Genomic DNA, 18,318 nt, shown 5'->3' on the forward strand with positions numbered 1-18,318 from the left:
ACGGCTCCTCGGGGTTGTCAGGCGTCATGCCGGGCGGCGGTGACCAGCGACGCCGGGCCGCCCAGCGCCCGTGAGACGGCGACGGCCGTGGCGACCGTACGGTCGCGGAGGGCGGGGAAGCGGTCGGGGCCGAAGCGCTGCTCGGGCAGGCAGATGCCGACCGAGGCCACGACCCTCCCGGTGTGGTCACGGATCGGGGCGGCGACACCGCCGACCCCGTCGCGGTAGCTGCCGTGGTTGACCGCGTGTCCCTCGTCGCGGACGGCCGCCAGGAGATCGGCGAGCGCGGCCGGGTCGGTCACCGAGTCGGCGGTGTAGGCCGGCAGCGGGCCGGTCAGGACGCGCTCGATCTCCTCGGCGGGCTCGAACGCCAGCAGCGCCCGGCCGGTGGCCACGCACGTGGCCGGGCAGCGGCGGCCCACGTAGGACTTGGCCACGACCGGCTGGCGGCTCTCCAGCTTCTCGATGTAGACGACGTCGCCGTGGTCGTAGACCGCGAGGTGGATCGTCTCCCCCGTCTCCTCGTTCAGCTCCGCGAGGTGGGGGGCGGCGACGGCGCGCAGATCGAGGTTCTGCACCCACATGCTGCCGAGCTCGAAGCAGCGGACGCCGGCCGAGTAGAGGGACGTGCGCGGCTCCTGGGTGACGTAGCCCCGCGCCTGAAGTGTGGTCAGCAGGCGGTGGATGGTCGCCTTCGGCCCGCCGACCTCGTCGACGATCTCGGTGAGCCGACGCGGGCCGCCGGAGCGTACGAGCAGCTCCAGGATGTCGAGCGAGCGTTCGAGCTGAGCGCTGCCCGCAAAGTTGGACCCTTGTTCCATAAGTAACTTCTAGTTGGAACACGGTCTTAATGTCAATAGTGTACCGACACAAAAACGCCCTGTCGGGCACGAACCGGACAGAGCGGTCAGGCTAGAGCCCGTGTCAAGGGGCCGGCCGGCGAGGCGGCGCACTTTCAGGCAACTGCGCGGCGACCTCGCTCAGCCCGGTCTTGGCGGTGAGAGCCTGTGCGGCCTCGACGTAGGCGGGCGTGAGGTCGATGCCGACGACGTGGTGTGCGGTGCGCCGAGCGATCTGGCGTGCGGGGCCGCCGAATCCGGAGCCGAGGTCCAGGACCCGGTCGCTGGCGGCCAGGGCGAGGTTGGTCAGCGGGGGCGGCAGTGTGGCCGGAGGGAGGCGTCGAGCCGTGAGTCGTACAGCGAGGAACAGACGCTGCCGATGACGGCCACGCCGAGGGTTCCGCCGAGCAGGCGGGTGGATTCGTTGACGGCGGATCCGATCCCCGCCTGACGAGCCGCGACCGCCCCCATGATCGATTCGGTCGCGGGCGGAAGTCAGGCCCATGCCCAGGCCGTAGAGGACCATCTGAACGGCGATGATCGCGTAGCTGAGGGTGGGAGCGATGTCGGCGGCGACCCAGACGTAGAACAGCGCCTGCAGGGCCAGCCCGGCCGTGACGACCGCCTTGGTACCGACTCGGATGGCCAGCCGCGTGCCGACTGTCGATCCCACGGCGACGGAGATCGCCACCGGCAGCAGGTGGACGCCGGTGGACAGTGGGCTGTAGGCCCCAGACGAACTGGAAGAACTGCGTCATCAGGAAGATGAACCCGAACAGCGCGAAGAACCCGATGGTGACCTTCGTGGGCTACCACCGGGGACGGTCTGGCGCTGGAGCCCGTGCTGAAGGCTCTGGGGCTGTGGGGCCTGCGGTACATGACCGTCGAACGGCCTGATGATGCGTTCCGGGCGCAGTGGCTCGCCTACGCGCCCACGTGGTTCACGACCGATGCCGACCCCGGCGCTCCGCCGGCGGTCATCAGCTCCTCTCCTCCGGCGAGAAGGCCGTCATCGAGATCGACGAAGGTCAGGTCCGCACCTGGACCGACCACGCCGCCGACCCCGACCTGGTCCTGGACGGCCCGCCGCGCGCGATCCTCGGGCTGCTCACCGGGATGATCGACATCACCGGCGCCACCCAGATCGGGCTGACCGTGAGCGGCCGGTCCGACCTGCCAACCCGGCTACGGCCCATCGCGGAGAATCAAGCACCAGCTCACAGGACGTGACCTCGAGGAGGCGAGGGCCGGCTCCCCCAGGAGGGCCTCAGCAGGAGGGTTCCACCTCCCCGCAGGGCCCCTTCCCTCATCTGCGGGTGTAGTAGGCGATGATCACGCCCTTGGTGGTCGTGACGCTGCCGGTCAGCGCGAATTCGGCCAGCGGGGCCGGCCCGTCGAACAGCCGCTTGCCATTGCCCAAGGTCAGTGGGTGGATCAGCAGCGTGTAACGATCGATCAGACCGGCGGCGTGCAGGCTCCGGACCAGCGACGCGCTGCCGTTGATCGACAGATCGCCGCCCGGCCGGGCCTTCAGCCCGGCCACCGTGTCGGCCGCCTCGCCGCGCAGCAGGATCGAGTTCTGCCAGGCGTCCGCGTCCTCCAGCGTTCTGGACACGACGTACTTCGTGGCCGCGTTCAGGTGCGCGGTGAACGGGTTGCCGTCGGTCGCATGTGCCCACGCGGTGGTGAAGTCCTGCCAGGTCGAGCGGCCGAACAGCATGTCTCCCGGCCTGGCCATGCCCTCGGCCAGTTCCCGGCCCATCACCTCGTCGTTGTACCGCGGGCCCCAGCCGCCGTGGGCGAAGCCTCCGCTGGTGTCCTCGTCCGGGCGGCCCAGTCCCTGAACCACTCCGTCGAGGCTGACGAACATCGTGGCCGTGATCGAACGCATCGATCTGATCTCTTCCCTGCCGCGGGCCGGCCTGTCGCGGCCCTGTCACCCCCTACACGGATGACCACCGGCGAAATCGACACCGCCACGAACTTACGCCGAGCCCGCGGCGACGCCTCGGGCGGTGGCACTCCCCGCCACATGACGGGTCACCTACGGCAGTGGCCGTCCGCCTCCACCCGGGCGCCCCGCCCTGCCCGGTACGAACCGGGCAGGGCGGGGCGGGTGGGCCGGTCAGTCGGACAGGCCGAGGTCGCGGGCGTCCTCGCGGAGTTCCGGGGCGCCCTGGACGCCCGCGCTCTCCAACTCGTGCGCCAGCTCCTCCAGTTCCGCGCCGCCCGCCATCTCGGCGGTCAGCTCGGCGAGGGAGATGTCCTCCTTGGTGTGGTACCCGAGGGTGCGGCCCCGCTTGAGCAGCAGGAACCGGTCCCCCACCGGGTACGCGTGGTGCGGGTTGTGGGAGATGAAGATGACGCCGAGACCGCGTTCGCGGGCCTGGGCGATGTAGCGGAGCACGACGCCCGCCTGCTTGACGCCGAGCGCGGCGGTCGGTTCGTCCAGGATCAGCACCTTCGCGCCGAAGTACACCGCACGGGCGATCGCGACGCACTGGCGTTCGCCGCCCGACAGCGTGCCGATCGGCTGGTCGACGTCGCGCAGGTCGATCCCCATGTCGAGGAGTTCCCTCTTGGCCGTCGACCGCATGAACGGGATGTCGAGCCGCTTGAACGGGCCGGCGCCGGTGCGCTTCTCCGAGCCGAGGAAGAAGTTGCGCCACACCGGCATGAGCGGCACGACGGCCAGGTCCTGGTAGACCGTCGCGATGCCGCGTTCGAGCGCCTCGCGGGGCGAGCCGAACGACACCTTCTCACCCTCGACCCGGAACACGCCCTCGTCGTGCCGGTGCAGACCGGCGACGATCTTGATGAGGGTGGACTTGCCCGCGCCGTTGTCGCCGAGCACGCAGGTGATCTCGCTCGCGCCGACCTCCAGGTCGATGTCACGCAGCGCGATGATGTTCCCGTACCGCTTGCCGACGCCCTCCAGCCGCACCAGCGGCGCTTCCTCGGTCGTGCTCATTTTCCTGCCTCCGCCCGGCGCCGTACGACCAGGTTGACCACGGTGGCGGCGAGCAGCATCGCGCCGAGGAAGAACTTGAACCAGTCCGGGTTCCACTCGGCGTACACGATGCCGTTGCTCGTCATGCCCCAGATGAAGGCCCCGATCGCCGCGCCGATCGCCGAACCGTACCCGCCGGTCAGCAGGCAGCCGCCGACGACCGCGCAGATGATGTAGAAGAACTCGTTGCCGACGCCCTCACCGGACTGCACGGACTTGAAGTTGAACAGGATGTGCATCCCGTAGAACCACGCCGTGAAGGACACGCCCATGAACAGGGCGATCTTCGTACGGGTGACCGGCACGCCGACCGCGCGGGCGCTGGCGGCCGACCCGCCGACCGCGAAGATCCAGTTGCCCGAGCGGGTGCGCAGCAGCAGCCACGTCGCGATCGCCACGAACACGATCCACCACAGCACGCTGATGTTCACCTGGACGCCGCCGATCGTGAAGTCGCGGGCGAACACGGCGCGGGCCTGGGAGAACCCGTCCATGTCCTCGATCGACGGCGTCGCCACGTTGTGCGTGATCAGCTTGGTGAACCCCAGGTTGAGGCCGGCCAGCATGAAGAAGGTGCCGAGCGTCACGATGAAGCTCGGCAGCCCCGTCCTGACGTACAGCAGGCCGTTGAGGAAGCCCAGCGCGAGGGTCACCACGAGGGAGACCACCACGCCCACCCAGACGTTCAGCGTGAGCTCGTAGCTGAACATCGACGCGATCAGCGCCGAGGAGGTGACCATCACCCCCGCGGACAGGTCGAACTCCCCGCCGATCATCAGCAGCGACACCGAAACGGCCATGATGCCCATCGACGCGCTGGAGTACAGCACGGTCGAGAACGACGAGGCGCGCAGGAAGGCGTCGGCGACCAGAGAGAAGAAGACGAACAGGACGATGGCGCCGATGAGGGCGCCGATCTCCGGCCGTCCCAGCAGCTTGCGGAACGACGAGCGGGCCGCGACGCGTTCGTCCGCGGCGGGCGGTGCGATGGTCATGAGTCCTCTTCCGTCGGAGAGAGTGACCACGGGGGCGCGCCTTCGATTCCCTCGCTTCGCTCGGTCATGGATGCGCCGTCCTTATCGGGTGCCCCGGTCCGCGTACGGTGCCACGGCGTCCGCGTTGGACTTGTCGACGATCGCCGGCCCGGTCAGCACGGGCTGGCCGCCGCCGAGGATGTCGCCGTTGCGCTTGTACAGCCACAGCTCGTCGACGGCCTCGTAGCCCTGCAGGTACGGCTGCTGGTCGACGGCGAACTGGATGCGGCCGTCCTTGATCGCCGTCACCAGGTCCTTGTTCATGTCGAACGTGGCGACCTTGGCCTTGCTCCCGCTGCCCTTGGCCGCGTCGACGGCGGTCAGCGCGATCTGGGCGTTGAGGGCCAGGATGCCGTCGATGCCCTTGTCGGCCTGGAGCTTGGCGGTGACCGCGGACTTGACCTGCGGCATGTTCGCGCCCTGCACGAACAGGTTCTGCATCTGGCCGGAGAAGGTCTTCTTCGCGCCCGCGCAGCGCGCCTCGAGACCGACGTTGCCCTGCTCGTGGATCAGGCAGACCGCCTTCTTGATCCCGGCCTTGTTGAGCTGCTCACCGGCCGCCTGACCGGCGATGTTCTCGTCCTGCCCGAAGTGGGCGAGCGCACCGAACTTGGCGGACTCCTCCGCGCCGGAGTTGATCGTCACGACCGGGATCTTGGCCGCGACGGCCTTGGCGACGACGTCCTTCAGCGCGTCCGGCTTGGCCAGGGTGACGATGAGGCCGTCGACGTGCTGGTCGATGTAGGACTGCACGAGCTGCGCCTGCTTGCCGCCGTCCGGGTCCGCGGCGTAGAGGAACTGCACGTTGTCCTTGGCGGACGCCGACTGCGCCCCCTTCTGCACGATGTCCCAGAACGCGTCGCCCTGAGCCGAGTGCGTGACCATGGCGATCTTGAGCCGGGGACCGCCGCTGCCGTTCAGGGCCTTGGTCGCCTGCTCGTCGGCCTTCTTCCCGCCCGAACTACTGCACGCGCTCAGCGCCAGAAGGCCGGCCAGGGCCGCGGCGATCACCTTCCGCTTCATGTCTCTGGGTCTCCTCTCGGGGGGCACGCACCTCATACGGCCGGAGCCACTGGCTGCGGTCCGGCCGCTGGTGGCGTGAGGGTACCGGCTCCGCCGGGTGTCGAACCGGCGCGGACCGTCTCTGTTCGGTTACGAGGGATCAAGGGGGCATCTCAGCTCCGGGGCAGCGCCGAGAAGAGCGCCGACCTCGCGGCGCCCGAGGCGAAGTAGCCGCGCAGGGTTCCGTTGCCGAGGGTGCCGCAACCATCGCTGATCGAGACCACGAGGTCGGGAGCGTCGGCGTATCCGGCGGTCAGGGTGGTCAGTCGCGTCGACGCCCAAGAGGGGCAGCTGTGATCGCCGGGTTCCAATGACGCGCCGCTCACCCTCTCCACGACGCGAGCGACGTCGCGTCGCTCCACCGAGACGCCCGACCGCAGTCCCAGGTTCCATCCGGTGATCTCCGAGCCCTCGTAGCGGCAGACGACGAGGCTTCGCGGGGTCCCGGGAATGAGCAGCTTCGCGTCGGTCGCGCGGTATCGGCCCTGCTGTCCTAACCGCCCTTCCCGCGGCGGAGTCGGAGGACAGCCGGCGGCGCCGGAGTGCACGAGCGCGTTGATCGTGACGACGAACCCGGCCGCCACGGTCAGGCACAGTGCGATGGTCGACGCCGGGCCCGCCAGGTCCCGGCGTCGACCGCGCTTCTCCACGGTCATGTCCCGAGACTAGAGATAAGGACGCTGTGCCTGCTTGTCCTTCTCGTAGCGGGCGCGGGCCTCGCGTACGGTGTCCAGGCCGGAGACCTCGGCGACCGGGACGTCCCACCACGCCTCGCCGTCCGGGGCCGGGCGCAGCGGGTCGGTATCCACGTGTACGACCGTCGTCCCGGACGCGGCGCGGGCCCGCGCGAGGGCGTCGCGCAGTTCGGGGGCGGTACGCGCGGTGAACACCCGCGCGCCGAGGCTCGCGGCGTTGGCGGCGAGGTCGACGGGGAGCACCTCGCCGTCCAGGCCCGAGTCGGTGCGGTAGCGGTACCGGGTGCCGAACCGCTGCGCGCCGACCGACTCCGACAGGTTGCCGATCGAGGCGAAGCCGTGGTTCTGCACCAGGACGACGATGAGCTTGACGCCCTCCTGCACGGCGGTGACCAGCTCGCTGGACATCATGAGGTACGACCCGTCGCCGACCATGACGAACACCTCACGGCCGGTGTCGCCGCCCTCGTCGAGGGCCATCTTCACGCCCAGGCCACCGGCGATCTCATATCCCATGCAGGAGTAGCCGTACTCGACGTGGTACCCCTTCGGATCGCGGGGCCGCCACAGCCGGTGCAGGTCACCGGGCATCGAACCGGCCGCGCACACCACGACGTCACGCTCCCGCGCCGCCTCGCCCACGAGGCCGAGCACCTCGGCCTGGGCGGGCAGGCCCTCCTCCGACGGGTGGAACGCCTCGTCCACGACGGCGTTCCAGCGGCCGACGCGCTCGCGGGTCTCCTCCCGGTACGCCTCGGGCACCGACCAGCCCTCCAGCGCGCCGCGCAGCCCGGCCAGGCCGGCCGCCGCGTCGGCGACCAGCGAGACGCCGGCGTGCTTGGCCGCGTCGAACGCGGCCACGTTGAGGTTGACGAACCGGGCCCGGCCGAAGAGGCTGCGCGAGGCCGTCGTGAAGTCGCTGTAGCGGGTGCCGACGCCGATCACCACGTCGGCCTCGCGCGCCAGGGCGTTCGCGGCGGTCGTGCCGGTGGCGCCGATCGCGCCGGCCGCCTGCGGGTGGTCCCACGGCAGCGAACCCTTGCCGGCCTGGGTCTCCCCCACCGGGACGCCGGTCGCCTCGGCGAAGGCGCGCAGCTCATCCGTGGCACGCGAGTAGATCACGCCACCGCCGGCCACGATCAGCGGCCGCTCGGCGCCGCGGATCAGCTCGGCCGCCCGCGCGAGCGCGGCGGGCTCGGGCACGGGCCGCGCCACGTGCCAGACCCGCTCGGCGAACAGTTCCTCGGGCCAGTCGTACGCCTCGGCCTGCACGTCCTGCGGCAACGCAAGGGTCACGGCGCCCGTCTCGGCCGGGTCGGTCAGCACGCGCATCGCGGCCAGCAGCGCCGAGGGAAGCTGCTCGGGCCGGTTGATCCGGTCCCAGAACCGCGACACCGGCTTGAACGCGTCGTTGACCGACACGTCGTACGAACGCGGATCCTCCAGTTCCTGGAGCACGGGGTTGGCGACGCGGGTGGCGAACACGTCACCGGGCAGCAGCAGCACCGGGATCCGGTTGACGGTCGCCAGCGCCGCGCCGGTCACCATGTTGGTCGCGCCCGGCCCGATCGAGCTGGTGCACGCGAACGCGCGCAGCCGGTCGTGCGCCCGCGCGAAACCGACCGCCGTGTGCACCATCGCCTGCTCGTTGCGCGCCTGGTAGTACGGCAGGTCCTGGCCGTACTCCAGCAACGCCTCGCCGATCCCCGCGACGTTGCCGTGCCCGAAGATGCCGAAGCAGCCGGCGAAGAACCGCTGCCGTACGCCGTCGCGCTCGCTCCACTGGTTCGCCAGGAAACGGACGATCGCCTGTCCGGTGGTAAGCCTCATGATCACTCCGCTGCCGAGGTCAGGGGAAGGCGGGGGTCGGGCTCCTGCCCCGCCCAGGTCTCGCGGATCCACGCGTGCGCGGGATCGTCGCAGATCAGCCACTGCCGCTCCGCTCCCGGACCGGCCATGACGTTCAGGTAGTACAGGTCGTAGCCCGGCGTGGCCATCGACGGGCCGTGCCAGCCGTGCGGGATGACCACGACGTCTCCGGTGCGCACCTCGGCGAGCACGTCGATCGGCCGGTCCTCGGTGCCGTACACCCGTTGGTAGGCCATGCCGCCGCCGGCCACCTCGAAGTAGTAGATCTCCTCCAGCTCGCACTCGCCCTCGCGTGCCTCGTCGTGCTTGTGCGGCGGGTAGGACGACCAGCAGCCGCCCGGCGTGATCACTTCGCAGGCGATCAGCTTGTCGGCGTACGGGAAGGCCTCCGGGGTGCAGAAGTTGTTCACCTGGCGGCTGGCGACGCCCGCGCCCCGCAGCTCCACCGGGACGTCCTCGGCCGGGCCGTACCGGGCGGTCAGGCGCCGCTCGCACCGCGCCGACGGCAGCGCGAACCGCCCGTTCCCCCGTACGCGCACGGTGGCCTCTCTCGGCACGTACACGAAGTCGGTGACGCGGGAGAAGACGTCCTCGCGCCCGGCGACCTCGAAGGTCACGCCGTCGCACTCGACCGCGCAGCCGCCGTTCAGCGGCAGCACGAGCATCTCCTCCTCCCCCGTCTCGAACACGTGCTCTCCGTCGAGCTCCAGCGTCCGCAGCCCGGAGTAGGTCCAGCCCGCCGTCTCCGGCGTGACCACCAGACCGTACGGCGCGGACGCCGTGCTCCCCTGGGGCAGGTAGTGCTTTGTCAAGGCATGACCTCCACCGCCGCGTCCACGGCGGCCGCGACGTCGTCTCCGGGTGGGTACAGCAGGGTGCGGCCGGCCACGATGCCCATCACACTGGGCAGGGCCAGAGCCTTGCGCCAGGTCGCCAGTGCGGCGTCCCGGTCGTCGGTGACCTCACCGCCGAGCAGCAGCGCCGGCAGCGTCGAGGCCGCCATCACGCGCTCCATCTCGTCCACGACGGGCACCTTCAGCCAGGTGCAGGCCGAGGTCGCGCCCAGGCCCGAGGCGATCGCGACGGCCCGCGTCATGGCGTCCGGGGTGAGCACGTTGCGCACCCGGCCGCCGTCGCGCCGGGAGATGAACGGTTCGACCATCGCCATCAGCCCGTGCCGGGCGAGGTCGGTCACCGCGTGCGCGCACGACTCCAGCGTGCGGGCGGTCGCCGGGTCCTCGTCGTCGATCCGCAGCAGCATCTTGCCGCCGTCCAGGCCCCGTTCGGCGATGGACGGCGCGTCGTAGGCGGTGAACCGGTCGTCGATCTCGAACGAGGTCCCGGCCAGCCCGCCGCGGTTCATCGAGCCGATCACGACCTTGTCGTCCAGGACGCCGAGGAGCAGCAGGTCCTCGATGACGTCGGGGGTGCCCAGTACGCCGTCCACGCCGGGCCGCTCCAGCGCGACGCAGAGCCGGCGCAGCAGCTCCGGGCGGTCGGCCATGGCCAGCGGCCGGTCACCGGCGGCGAGCGCGCCCCGCGCCGGATGGTCCGCCGCGACGATCATGAGCCGGCCGGACGGGCCGAGCAGCGAGGGCCGTCGTTTCCGGCGGGCCGCCGCCTCGGCGACGGCCCGCGGGCGGTGCGCGCGGATCTCGGTCAGCGCGCCGATCCGTCGCGCGAGCTCGCCGCGGTGCGTGTCGGTTCGTTCGCTCCGCTCGCTGATGGCACTACCGTCCTTTCTTCATAGGGAGAGCAGTTCCTCGACCTCGGCTGTGGTGGGCATCGCCTCCGAGCAGGCGATCCGCGAGGCAACGATCGCGCCGGCCGCGTTCGCGAAGCGGATGATCCGGCCGGCGTCCCAGCCGGCCAGCAGGCCGTGGCAGAGCGCGCCGCCGAACGCGTCGCCCGCGCCGAGGCCGTTGACGACGTCGACCGGCACCGGCGGCGCCTCGACCACGCCCTCGTCATCGGCGGCCAGGACGCCCTTGGGCCCCTGCTTGACGATCGCCAGCCGCACGCCGCGCTCCCGCAGGGCGGCGGCGGCGCGGCGCGGGTCGCTCTCGCCCACCGCCACCGCGCACTCCTCCTGGTTGCCGACCGCGACGGTGACGTGGTCGAGGGCCTTGTCCACCCAGTGCCGCGCCTCCTCCGGCGACGGCCAGAACATCGGCCGGTAGTCCAGGTCGAGCACGGTGGTCCCGGCGTGCGCCTCCAGGCCGGTGAGCGTCGCCGAACGGCTCGGCTCGTCGGACAGGCCGGTCACCGTCGCCCAGAAGACCGTCGCCGCGCGGATCGCGTCGAGGTCGAGCTCGTCCGCGCGGATCTCCATGTCGGGCGCCTTGGGGTAGCGGTAGAAGTACAGCGGGAAGTCGTCCGGGGGGAAGATCTCGCAGAACACCACCGGGGTGGGCAGCCCGGGCACCGGCGTCACGAAGCGGTCGTCCACGCCGTACCCGCGCAGCGCTCGGTGGATGTAGCGCCCGAACGGGTCCTCGCCGGTCCGGGTGATCACCGCGGTGTTCCGCCCGTGGCGGGCGGCGGCCACCGCCACGTTCGTGGCGCTGCCGCCGAGGTACTTGCCGAACGTCTCGACGTCCTCCAGCGGTACGCCGATCTGCAGCGGGTAGACGTCGACGCTCACCCGCCCCATCGTGATGAGGTCAAAGGCCATGGCGGGCCTCCTCTCGGCGGTCGTGCTCGTCGATTCCCTCGTTCCGGTCGGTCATGCGGTCTCCATGAACGCCACGCTCGTCCGTACGTCGTCGATCGGGCCGGTGCCGGGGGGCGGCTCGGCGGTCAGGATCGTGTCCTGCTCCATGACATACCAACCGGTATAGCCCGCCGCGGCGAGGGCGTCGACGATTCCGGGGATGTCGACGTCGCCCTTGCCGAGGGGCCGGTAGACCCCCTGCCGTACGGCCTCGGTGTAGGCGAGCTCCCCGGCGCGCACCCGCGCGGCCAGCGAGGCGTCCACGTCCTTCAGGTGCACGTGGGCGATCCGGCCGGACGCCGCGCGGGCCAATGCGAGCGGATCGGTGCCGCCGATGAGCAGGTGGCCGGTGTCGAGGCAGAGCCCGATCCGCGAGCCGGCCAGGACGCGGTCGACCTCGGCGGGGCCCTCCACGACCGTGCCGACGTGCGGATGCAGCGTGGCCAGCAGGCCGCGGGCCGCGGCGAGGTCGGCGACGCGGTCCAGGTTGGCCAGGAGGGTCCGCCAGCCGTCGTCGGTCAGGGCGGGCCGCTGGTCGTAGCCGTCCAGGCCGGTCGCGGCGGCCAGCACGAGCGTACGGGCGTCGCCGAAGCCGGCGAGCGCGCGTTCGACGTCCGGCAGCGGGTCGTGCCCGGGGTCATGGAGCACGACCGGCACGAACCCGCCGACCGCGCCGAGCCCGTACTCCGCCAGCAGCGCGGACCGCTCGGCCGGATCGGCCGGCAGGAACCCGTCCGGGCCGAACTCCGTCGCGGCGAGCCCGGTGTCCCGCATCTCGGCCAGCACGCGGCCGGGGGCCATCTGGTACCCCCAGCCCGGCACCTCGCACACGCCCCAGGAGATGGGCGCGCCGGCGATCCTCATTCCTGGACCTCCTCGATCGTCACGGCACGCGCCTCCCGCCGGGACCGTTCGCACGCCTCGGCGACGTAGAACGCCGCCAGCGCGTCCTCCGGCGGGCAGGGGCTCTCGGCCTCACCGGCGACGACCCGCAGGAACGCCCGCATCTCGGCCGTGTACGCGGGGCCGAACCGTTCGAGGAACCCGGTGCAGGGCGCGCCGGCATGCAGGAGGTCCCCGTCCGCGGTCGAGAGCGGCGTGTGCTCGGTGAGGCCGGCGACCAGGCTGTCCTTGGCGCCCAGCGCCTCCAGCCGCACGTCGTAGCCGGCCGCGTTGTAGCGGGTCTCGCTGATGATCGCGATGGTGCCGTCGTCAAGGGTGAGCAGGGCCGCGCCGGTGGCGACGTCGCCGCTCTCGGCGAAGTAGTCCTCGCCCTTGTTCGCGCCGACCGCTATGACCTGGACCACCTCGCGGCCGGTGACGAACCGGACACCGTCGATGTCGTGGACCGCGCAGTCGCGGAAGATGCCGCCGGAGACCGGGATGTAGCCGGGAGGCGGCGGCGCCGGGTCGAGGGTGCAGGACCGTACGGTGTGCAGCCAGCCGAGCCGCCCGGCCGCCACGGCATCGCGCACGGCGACGTGACCCGCGTCGAAGCGGCGCTGGAACCCCATCTGGACCTGGCAGCCGGACTCCCGGACGGCCGCCATGACTTGGAGCGTTCCAACAATGTCCGGCGCGACGGGCTTCTCGCAGAACGCCGGAATGCCCGCCTCCGCCGCGCGCGTCACGAGGTCCGGGTGGGCGTCGGTCGCGGCCGCCACGACGATCCCGTCGAGGCCGGAGGAGAACAGGTCGCCGACCGAGTCCGCCGCCCGCGCCCCGTGCTTGCGGGCGAGCGCCCTCGCCCGGTCGGCGTCGACATCGGCGATCAGGACCGACTCGACTTCTGGCAGGCCACCCAGGGTTTCGGCGTGCCGGGCCCCGATGCGCCCGGCTCCGGCGAGCCCGATTCTCATAGGGTCCTCCGTGGTAGAACGTGTGCGAGCCGCGTTACGAGCGGGTCAACTCGGTGTTCCCGAGTCTGCGGCCGGATCTCCGCCCATGTCAACGATTTGTCATGACATTAAGAGGTAATACCTAAGTAGGGGGCGTCGGGACGCTAGGATCGCGACATTCCGACCCTGAGGATCCCGAGGTGCAGCGACCAGCACTGACCGTCGACCGGAACAGCCCGGTCCCGCTCTACTTCCAGCTCGCGGAACAGCTGGAAGCCGCGATCGTGGCCGGGACGCTCACCCCCGGATCGCGCCTGGAGAACGAGATCGAACTTGCCGACCGGTGTGGCCTCTCCCGGCCGACCGTCCGTCAGGCGATCCAGCACCTGGTCGACAAGGGCCTGCTGGTACGCAAGCGCGGCGTCGGCACCCAGGTCGTCCAGGCGCAGGTCAAACGCCCCATCGAGCTCACCAGCCTGTACGACGACCTGGTCGCCTCCCAGCGCTCCCCGCGGACGAAGGTGCTGGAACTGGCCACCGCGCCGGCCGGCGACGAGGCCGCCAAGAACCTCGGCGTACCGCCCGGCACCCCCGTCATCCGCCTGCGCCGGCTGCGGCTGACCGACAGCGAGCCGCTGGCCCTGCTGACCAACCACCTGCCGGTCGACATCGTCGACCTGACCGCCGAGCGGCTGGAGAGCAACGGGCTGTACGAGATCCTGCGCGCGACCGGGGTCAACCTGCGGATCGCCAACCAGACCATCGGCGCCCGCGCCGCGACCACGGCGGAGGCCACCCTGCTGGACGAACGCCGCGGCGTACCCCTGCTCACCATGACCCGCACGGCCTTCGACGACAACGGCCGCGCCATCGAGTTCGCCACGCACGTCTACCGCGCGAGCCGCTACTCCTTCACCCTCACCCTCGTCGAACGCTGACCCGTCAGCGCCACCAGGGCGCCCGCCGGAGCCGTGCGATCTGATCGGCCGGGCCGGTCAGATCCTCCAGGTACGGCACGACGTGCTCCAGGTGCTGCGCCACCCACAGCGTGCAGGCGATGTTCCGGTCCGACGCGTCGAGTGCGGACCGGGCCAGGCGCAGTGACTCTGGGGAAGGCGGCCGCAGCGGGACGAACGGCCTACCGGCGGGCGGGCCGAGATGCCCGGCGACCTCGTCGAACCAGCCGGTCAGCCGGGTGGCCTGCGCGCTGAGCGCACGGCTCGCCGGATCGGGTTCGGCGTCCGGGCTGGGCAGCCCGGCCATGGAGAGGCCCGTCAGGCGCAGTCGCACCGTGCCCCCGACGAGCCGCCACAGCTCCTCCTTGGACAGGTGTTTCGTGCCCTGCTCGGCCAGGAGGCCGCGCAGAGCGTCGTCGAGCCGGAGTCCCGCCGTGACGGCCGGCGCCGCGTCGGGCGGCGACGGACGCACCCCGAGCGCCCAGGCGACCGACTGGCACAGGTAGTCGCCGCCCCGCCGGAACGCGTCCGCGAGCGCGTCACCGACCACCGCGCTCGCCCCGCGCGGCCACAGCAGCACGCCGACCACCAGACTGACCGCGCAGCCGATGGCCACGTCCTCCAGGCGCAGCATGCCGACCCGCCACCCGGCGGGCGCCACCAGGTTGTAGAGCACCGAGACCATGACCGTGAAGGCCGCCTGCCCGACCGCGAACGGCGCCGTCCCCGGCGCGTACGCGCCCACGGCCATCGCCACCGGAAGCGCCACCCACAGTGCGGCCGGGCCGGTGCCGAGCGTCAGCAGGAGCAGCGCGCCGACGACGAATCCGGCGACCGTACCGGCCAGGGCGCGCATCGCCGTGGCGCCGGTCGAGGCGGCGCTCGTCCGCAGCACCGACAGCGTGCCCAGCACCACCCAGAAGCCGTGCTGCACGCCCGTCAGGTCGGCCACGGCGATCGCCGCGGCCAGCGCGACCGCCCCTCGCACGCTGTTGAGGAACCACGCCGAACGTACGCTGACATGCCGCAACGTCACGGTGGCGGCCCCGGCGAGCGCGGCGGTACGGGGCGCCTCCTCGCGCGGCCGGCGCTCCTCCACGACCCTCGGCCCGGCGGAGGGCGGGTCGCCGGGCAGGCCGTACCAACGCCGCCTCCGTCCGGCGATCGTGTCGGGATCGGCCCGCCGCATCGCGATCAGCGCGTCCTCGGTGGCCTGCTGGACCACGAGGGCCAGCGTCCGTGCGTGAAAGGACAGGTGGACCGCGTCGCGGTAGCGGGCCTCGACCACGCCCAACCCGCGCAGGTGGGCGACGCTGGCCTCCAGGCACTCTCGCAGCGCCGGCAGGTCCGGGGTGACCCGCTCGTCCGAGAGTACGGCGGCCAGATCACGCAGCGTCCGCGCGGTCGCCGTCAGCAGCTCGCGCTCCACGGCGGGGACCGTGCTGAGGTCCCGATACTCGGCGAGACTCTCGCACACCACGGCGGTACACCACTCCAGGAGCCCGACCAGGTTGTCCAGTGCCTGATCGGTCGTGCCCAGGCCGGTGGGCCGGTACGGAGTCGCGGTGAACTCGCCGCGCAGCGCGTGCTCGGCCGCGAGCGACGCCTCGGCGTGCTCGGGGGTCAGCTCGTTCCGCAGCGCCGCGTCGAGCTGGTCGGCCAGCGCGTCGCCGCACGCCGCGGCGCAGGCGCGGAGCCGGTGTCCCGGCGGCCGGGGCGACAGGAGCAGCACCGCCGCCGTGCCCGCGACCGAGGCCATCCACCACCCGGCCAGCCGCGAGGGGATCATCTCGGCCGTACCGGGCATCGCCGCGGGCAGCACGTACGCGACCAGAGCCGCCGTCACGCCCGAGGCGGCGGCCGGGCCGGCCACCCCCGCGAACATCACCACGAAGGCCGCCGGCAGGGTGACCAGAACGGCCAGCGCCGGGGTGGAACCGACGACGGTGCCGAGCGCGACAAGGGCGCTTCCGACGACGGCGAGCCCGAGGTGGGCGGCCAGCTTCTCCCTCCGCGTCCCTCCGAACCCGGCCATGACCAGCGTGGCGAACCCACCGAACGCCGCGAAGGTCGCCACCTGCGGATCGCCGATCACCTCGGAGGAGAACGCGAACAACCCCGGCACCACGAGAACGGTCCGCAGCGCGCGCAACGCCGCCTCGGCCGACCAACCGGGCATCCATGCCGGCAACCGCGCAGCCAGGACCCGCCGGATGAGAGTGACCTCCCCTTTCAGCATTTCGGACATTCCGCCAGGTTGGCCTCATCGGCCGTGGCTGTCCAGCCAGGGCCGCTCGGCGGAGACGCCGGCGCCTCAACGGCCGTGGTCCACCGCGATCAAGTCACGACGTGGCGTCAGTCCTCATCCGGCGGTGCCGCCGCGGAGGTCTCGGAGGCGTGCGCGGATCCGAGCCCGAGATGGCCTGCCAGGGCGGCCACCTGGTCGGCGAATCGTTCGAGGAACTCGGGCGAGCGCGGGTCGACGCCGCAGGTGCCCTCGATGATGTGCGGCAGCGTGGTCGGCGCCATGGTCATGGCCATCAGCATGATCACCAGGCAGGGCGGGTCGAGATCGGCCGGCAGGCGACCGGACTCCTGCAGCTTCCGCAGCTCGTCGATGGTCTCGGCGAACAGGCCGGTGTGCGAGGGGGATTCGGACCCGGCGTACTCGAGCCCGTTCCAGGCCAGCAGCCGGACCCCGGCCGGGTTGCGCAACGCCTCCAGCGCATAGCGGCGTAGTTGCTCGGGCAACGGGGTGCCCGCCGGCGCCAGGTCGCCCTGGCGCCGCTGCCACTGCTGCGAAATGGCGCGATACAGGCCCTCTTTGCCGTCGAAGTAGTAGGAGATCAGCTGCACGTTCACCCCGGCGCGGGCGGCGATCGCGCTGATCCGTGCGCCGGCGTATCCGTGCGCGCCGAACTCGGCCATCGCCGCGTCCAGGATCAGCTCGCGGGTGCGCTGGGGATCGCGCACCCGCTCCTGCGGCCCGGGCGACCTACGGGGTTTCGAAGCGGACACAGGCGCGATCATACATCCGCGTGGCACTTTCAAGCGTTCATTTGAAAGTCTCAAACGAACGCTTGACAGAGGGGCGCGGCCGGGGGCACCTTGGACCCGCACAACGACAAGCAGGAATCAGTAAGGAGATCGACATGCCCGACAGCCCACGAATCCTCATCGCCGGCGGCGGCGTCGGCGGTCTGGCCCTGGCGCAGGCGCTGCACCACGCCGGCCTGAACGTCGCCGTCTACGAGCAGGACTCGACCCCTCAGGTTCGCGATCAGGGCTACCGCATCCACATCGACCCGAACGGCAATGCCGCCCTGGCCGAGTGCGTCTCACCGGAGGTGCTGGACACGCTGCGCGGCACCAGCGGCCGCAACGGCGATCTGGTGGCCACCTTCACCACCGGGCTGCAGCGGGTGTTCGTGCAGCACTTCCCCGACATCCCCGCCGAACAGCTCACCGCGGTCGACCGCGATTCCTTCCGCCGGGGGCTGCTCACCGGCCTCGACGACGTCGTCCACTTCGGGCGCACCGTGCGCGCCTACCAGGTCACCGGCTCAGGCCGGGTCCGGGTCGAGTTCGCCGAGGGTGGCGGCGACGAGGGCGATCTCCTGGTCGGCGCGGACGGCGTCGGCTCGGCCGTCCGCCGCCGGCTGCTGCCCGACGCCGTGGTGAACGATTTCGGCCTGCGCTGCGTCTACGGCCGGATGCCCCTCACCGGCCCCCTGAGTCCCGAGGAGTTCGAGCGCGGCCTGTGCTGGGTATCCGGCGGCAGCACCTGCGGCGCCGGCTTCGGCACCGTTCGATTCCGCACTCGCGCGGACCATCGACAGGACTACCTGATGGTCACCCTCATCGCGACCCCCGAACGTCTCGGCGTCACGGACGACACGCTGTTCCGCATGTCGTCGGAGGAGCTGTGGAAACTCTCCGTGGACACCGTCGAAGGATGGCACCCCACGATCCGCGAGATCTACGCTCACGCCGACGTCGACACGTTCTTCCCGATCACCTTCCGGATCAGCGAGCGGATCCCGAACTGGGAACCGTGCCCGGTCACCCTGCTCGGCGACGCGGTGCACACGATGCCGCCCACGGCCGGCGCGGGCGCGAACACCGCACTGGCCGACGCCGCCACCCTGGCCGGCGAGATCCTCTCCGCCGCACGGGGTGAGAAGTCGCTCACCGAAGCCGTCGCCGCCTACCAGGCGGTCATGCTGCCCCGCGGCTTCGAAGCCGTCGATAACTCCCGGCACATGGCCGCCCAGATGTTCGCGGATTGATCCAGCGCACCGG

Annotated in this window: 18 protein-coding genes; 3 read left to right on the top strand and 15 right to left on the bottom strand. The window is 71.5% G+C overall.

Annotated elements, in window-relative coordinates; all coding sequences use genetic code 11:
• Positions 1–17: 17 nt before the first annotated feature.
• On the bottom strand, positions 18–821 hold the full coding sequence (locus ACQEV1_RS36505) for an IclR family transcriptional regulator (RefSeq protein ID WP_433400375.1): 804 nt from the start codon (positions 819–821) through the stop codon (positions 18–20).
• Positions 822–924: 103 nt separating this feature from the next.
• On the bottom strand, positions 925–1,512 hold the full coding sequence (locus ACQEV1_RS36510) for a methyltransferase domain-containing protein (protein WP_433400377.1): 588 nt from the start codon (positions 1,510–1,512) through the stop codon (positions 925–927).
• Positions 1,513–1,775: 263 nt separating this feature from the next.
• Here ACQEV1_RS36510 and ACQEV1_RS36515 point away from each other — a divergent pair, with 263 nt between their 5' ends.
• Positions 1,776–2,069: a hypothetical protein gene (locus ACQEV1_RS36515; RefSeq protein WP_433400380.1), complete on the top strand. Its 294-nt coding sequence runs from the start codon at positions 1,776–1,778 to the stop codon at positions 2,067–2,069.
• A 76-nt stretch (positions 2,070–2,145) separates the two neighbouring features.
• Here ACQEV1_RS36515 and ACQEV1_RS36520 read toward each other — a convergent pair whose 3' ends face one another.
• The 11 genes from ACQEV1_RS36520 to ACQEV1_RS36570 all read right to left on the bottom strand — a co-directional run bounded on the left by ACQEV1_RS36520 (position 2,146) and on the right by ACQEV1_RS36570 (position 13,081).
• The gene (locus ACQEV1_RS36520; protein ID WP_433400383.1) at positions 2,146–2,730 is read right to left on the bottom strand and encodes a dihydrofolate reductase family protein; all 585 of its coding nucleotides are present in this window, start codon (positions 2,728–2,730) and stop codon (positions 2,146–2,148) included.
• A 234-nt stretch (positions 2,731–2,964) separates the two neighbouring features.
• The gene (locus tag ACQEV1_RS36525) at positions 2,965–3,810 is read right to left on the bottom strand and encodes an ATP-binding cassette domain-containing protein (RefSeq protein WP_433400386.1); all 846 of its coding nucleotides are present in this window, start codon (positions 3,808–3,810) and stop codon (positions 2,965–2,967) included.
• A complete protein-coding gene (locus tag ACQEV1_RS36530; RefSeq protein WP_285632324.1) occupies positions 3,807–4,844 on the bottom strand; it encodes an ABC transporter permease in 1,038 nt (345 codons plus the stop codon). The genes ACQEV1_RS36525 and ACQEV1_RS36530 overlap by 4 nt, the downstream gene beginning before the upstream one ends.
• Positions 4,845–4,925: 81 nt before the next feature.
• Positions 4,926–5,906, bottom strand: coding sequence for a sugar ABC transporter substrate-binding protein (locus ACQEV1_RS36535; RefSeq protein ID WP_285576497.1), 981 nt, complete (start codon positions 5,904–5,906; stop codon positions 4,926–4,928).
• Positions 5,907–6,058: 152 nt separating this feature from the next.
• On the bottom strand, positions 6,059–6,601 hold the full coding sequence (locus ACQEV1_RS36540) for a hypothetical protein (RefSeq protein ID WP_433400390.1): 543 nt from the start codon (positions 6,599–6,601) through the stop codon (positions 6,059–6,061).
• A 9-nt stretch (positions 6,602–6,610) separates the two neighbouring features.
• Entirely contained in the window at positions 6,611–8,470 is a 1,860-nt protein-coding gene (iolD, locus tag ACQEV1_RS36545; RefSeq protein WP_433400393.1) for a 3D-(3,5/4)-trihydroxycyclohexane-1,2-dione acylhydrolase (decyclizing), read from the bottom strand.
• 2 nt (positions 8,471–8,472) lie between these two features.
• Positions 8,473–9,321 (bottom strand): 5-deoxy-glucuronate isomerase, encoded by an 849-nt coding sequence (gene iolB / locus ACQEV1_RS36550; RefSeq protein ID WP_285632317.1) that lies wholly within the window; start codon positions 9,319–9,321, stop codon positions 8,473–8,475.
• Positions 9,318–10,076: a Cgl0159 family (beta/alpha)8-fold protein gene (locus ACQEV1_RS36555; RefSeq protein WP_433400397.1), complete on the bottom strand. Its 759-nt coding sequence runs from the start codon at positions 10,074–10,076 to the stop codon at positions 9,318–9,320. The genes iolB and ACQEV1_RS36555 overlap by 4 nt, the downstream gene beginning before the upstream one ends.
• A 177-nt stretch (positions 10,077–10,253) precedes the next feature.
• Positions 10,254–11,183, bottom strand: coding sequence for a 5-dehydro-2-deoxygluconokinase (gene iolC / locus ACQEV1_RS36560; RefSeq protein ID WP_433400400.1), 930 nt, complete (start codon positions 11,181–11,183; stop codon positions 10,254–10,256).
• 51 nt (positions 11,184–11,234) lie between these two features.
• Positions 11,235–12,086 (bottom strand): TIM barrel protein, encoded by an 852-nt coding sequence (locus tag ACQEV1_RS36565; RefSeq protein WP_433400403.1) that lies wholly within the window; start codon positions 12,084–12,086, stop codon positions 11,235–11,237.
• Complete coding sequence (locus ACQEV1_RS36570; RefSeq protein ID WP_285632267.1) at positions 12,083–13,081, bottom strand: Gfo/Idh/MocA family protein; 999 nt, start codon at positions 13,079–13,081, stop codon at positions 12,083–12,085. Before ACQEV1_RS36570 ends, ACQEV1_RS36565 begins: the two co-directional genes overlap by 4 nt.
• Positions 13,082–13,260: 179 nt before the next feature.
• Here ACQEV1_RS36570 and ACQEV1_RS36575 point away from each other — a divergent pair, with 179 nt between their 5' ends.
• Positions 13,261–13,998, top strand: coding sequence for a GntR family transcriptional regulator (locus ACQEV1_RS36575; RefSeq protein ID WP_285632264.1), 738 nt, complete (start codon positions 13,261–13,263; stop codon positions 13,996–13,998).
• Positions 13,999–14,002: 4 nt separating this feature from the next.
• Here ACQEV1_RS36575 and ACQEV1_RS36580 read toward each other — a convergent pair whose 3' ends face one another.
• Entirely contained in the window at positions 14,003–16,264 is a 2,262-nt protein-coding gene (locus ACQEV1_RS36580; RefSeq protein WP_433400407.1) for an FUSC family protein, read from the bottom strand.
• Positions 16,265–16,371: 107 nt separating this feature from the next.
• Positions 16,372–16,989, bottom strand: a complete 618-nt coding sequence (locus ACQEV1_RS36585; protein ID WP_433400410.1) for a TetR/AcrR family transcriptional regulator — start codon at positions 16,987–16,989, stop codon at positions 16,372–16,374.
• Positions 16,990–17,168: 179 nt separating this feature from the next.
• On the opposite strand from ACQEV1_RS36585, the gene ACQEV1_RS36590 reads away from it, so the two are divergent.
• Positions 17,169–18,305 (top strand): FAD-dependent oxidoreductase, encoded by a 1,137-nt coding sequence (locus ACQEV1_RS36590; RefSeq protein WP_433400413.1) that lies wholly within the window; start codon positions 17,169–17,171, stop codon positions 18,303–18,305.
• Positions 18,306–18,318 lie beyond the last annotated feature (13 nt).

The organism is Actinoallomurus sp. CA-142502 (genome assembly GCF_050936355.1).
Lineage (GTDB): Bacteria > Actinomycetota > Actinomycetes > Streptosporangiales > Streptosporangiaceae > Actinoallomurus > Actinoallomurus iriomotensis.

Coding starts and splice junctions, on each gene's coding strand:
- ACQEV1_RS36505 (WP_433400375.1), bottom strand. CDS start 821: ATGGAACAAGGGTCCAACTTTGCGGGCAGCGCTCAGCTCGAACGCTCG.
- ACQEV1_RS36520 (WP_433400383.1), bottom strand. CDS start 2,730: ATGCGTTCGATCACGGCCACGATGTTCGTCAGCCTCGACGGAGTGGTT.
- ACQEV1_RS36525 (WP_433400386.1), bottom strand. CDS start 3,810: ATGAGCACGACCGAGGAAGCGCCGCTGGTGCGGCTGGAGGGCGTCGGC.
- ACQEV1_RS36530 (WP_285632324.1), bottom strand. CDS start 4,844: ATGACCATCGCACCGCCCGCCGCGGACGAACGCGTCGCGGCCCGCTCG.
- ACQEV1_RS36535 (WP_285576497.1), bottom strand. CDS start 5,906: ATGAAGCGGAAGGTGATCGCCGCGGCCCTGGCCGGCCTTCTGGCGCTG.
- ACQEV1_RS36540 (WP_433400390.1), bottom strand. CDS start 6,601: ATGACCGTGGAGAAGCGCGGTCGACGCCGGGACCTGGCGGGCCCGGCG.
- iolD (WP_433400393.1), bottom strand. CDS start 8,470: ATGAGGCTTACCACCGGACAGGCGATCGTCCGTTTCCTGGCGAACCAG.
- ACQEV1_RS36555 (WP_433400397.1), bottom strand. CDS start 10,076: ATGATCGTCGCGGCGGACCATCCGGCGCGGGGCGCGCTCGCCGCCGGT.
- iolC (WP_433400400.1), bottom strand. CDS start 11,183: ATGGCCTTTGACCTCATCACGATGGGGCGGGTGAGCGTCGACGTCTAC.
- ACQEV1_RS36565 (WP_433400403.1), bottom strand. CDS start 12,086: ATGAGGATCGCCGGCGCGCCCATCTCCTGGGGCGTGTGCGAGGTGCCG.
- ACQEV1_RS36570 (WP_285632267.1), bottom strand. CDS start 13,081: ATGAGAATCGGGCTCGCCGGAGCCGGGCGCATCGGGGCCCGGCACGCC.
- ACQEV1_RS36580 (WP_433400407.1), bottom strand. CDS start 16,264: ATGTCCGAAATGCTGAAAGGGGAGGTCACTCTCATCCGGCGGGTCCTG.
- ACQEV1_RS36590 (WP_433400413.1), top strand. CDS start 17,169: ATGCCCGACAGCCCACGAATCCTCATCGCCGGCGGCGGCGTCGGCGGT.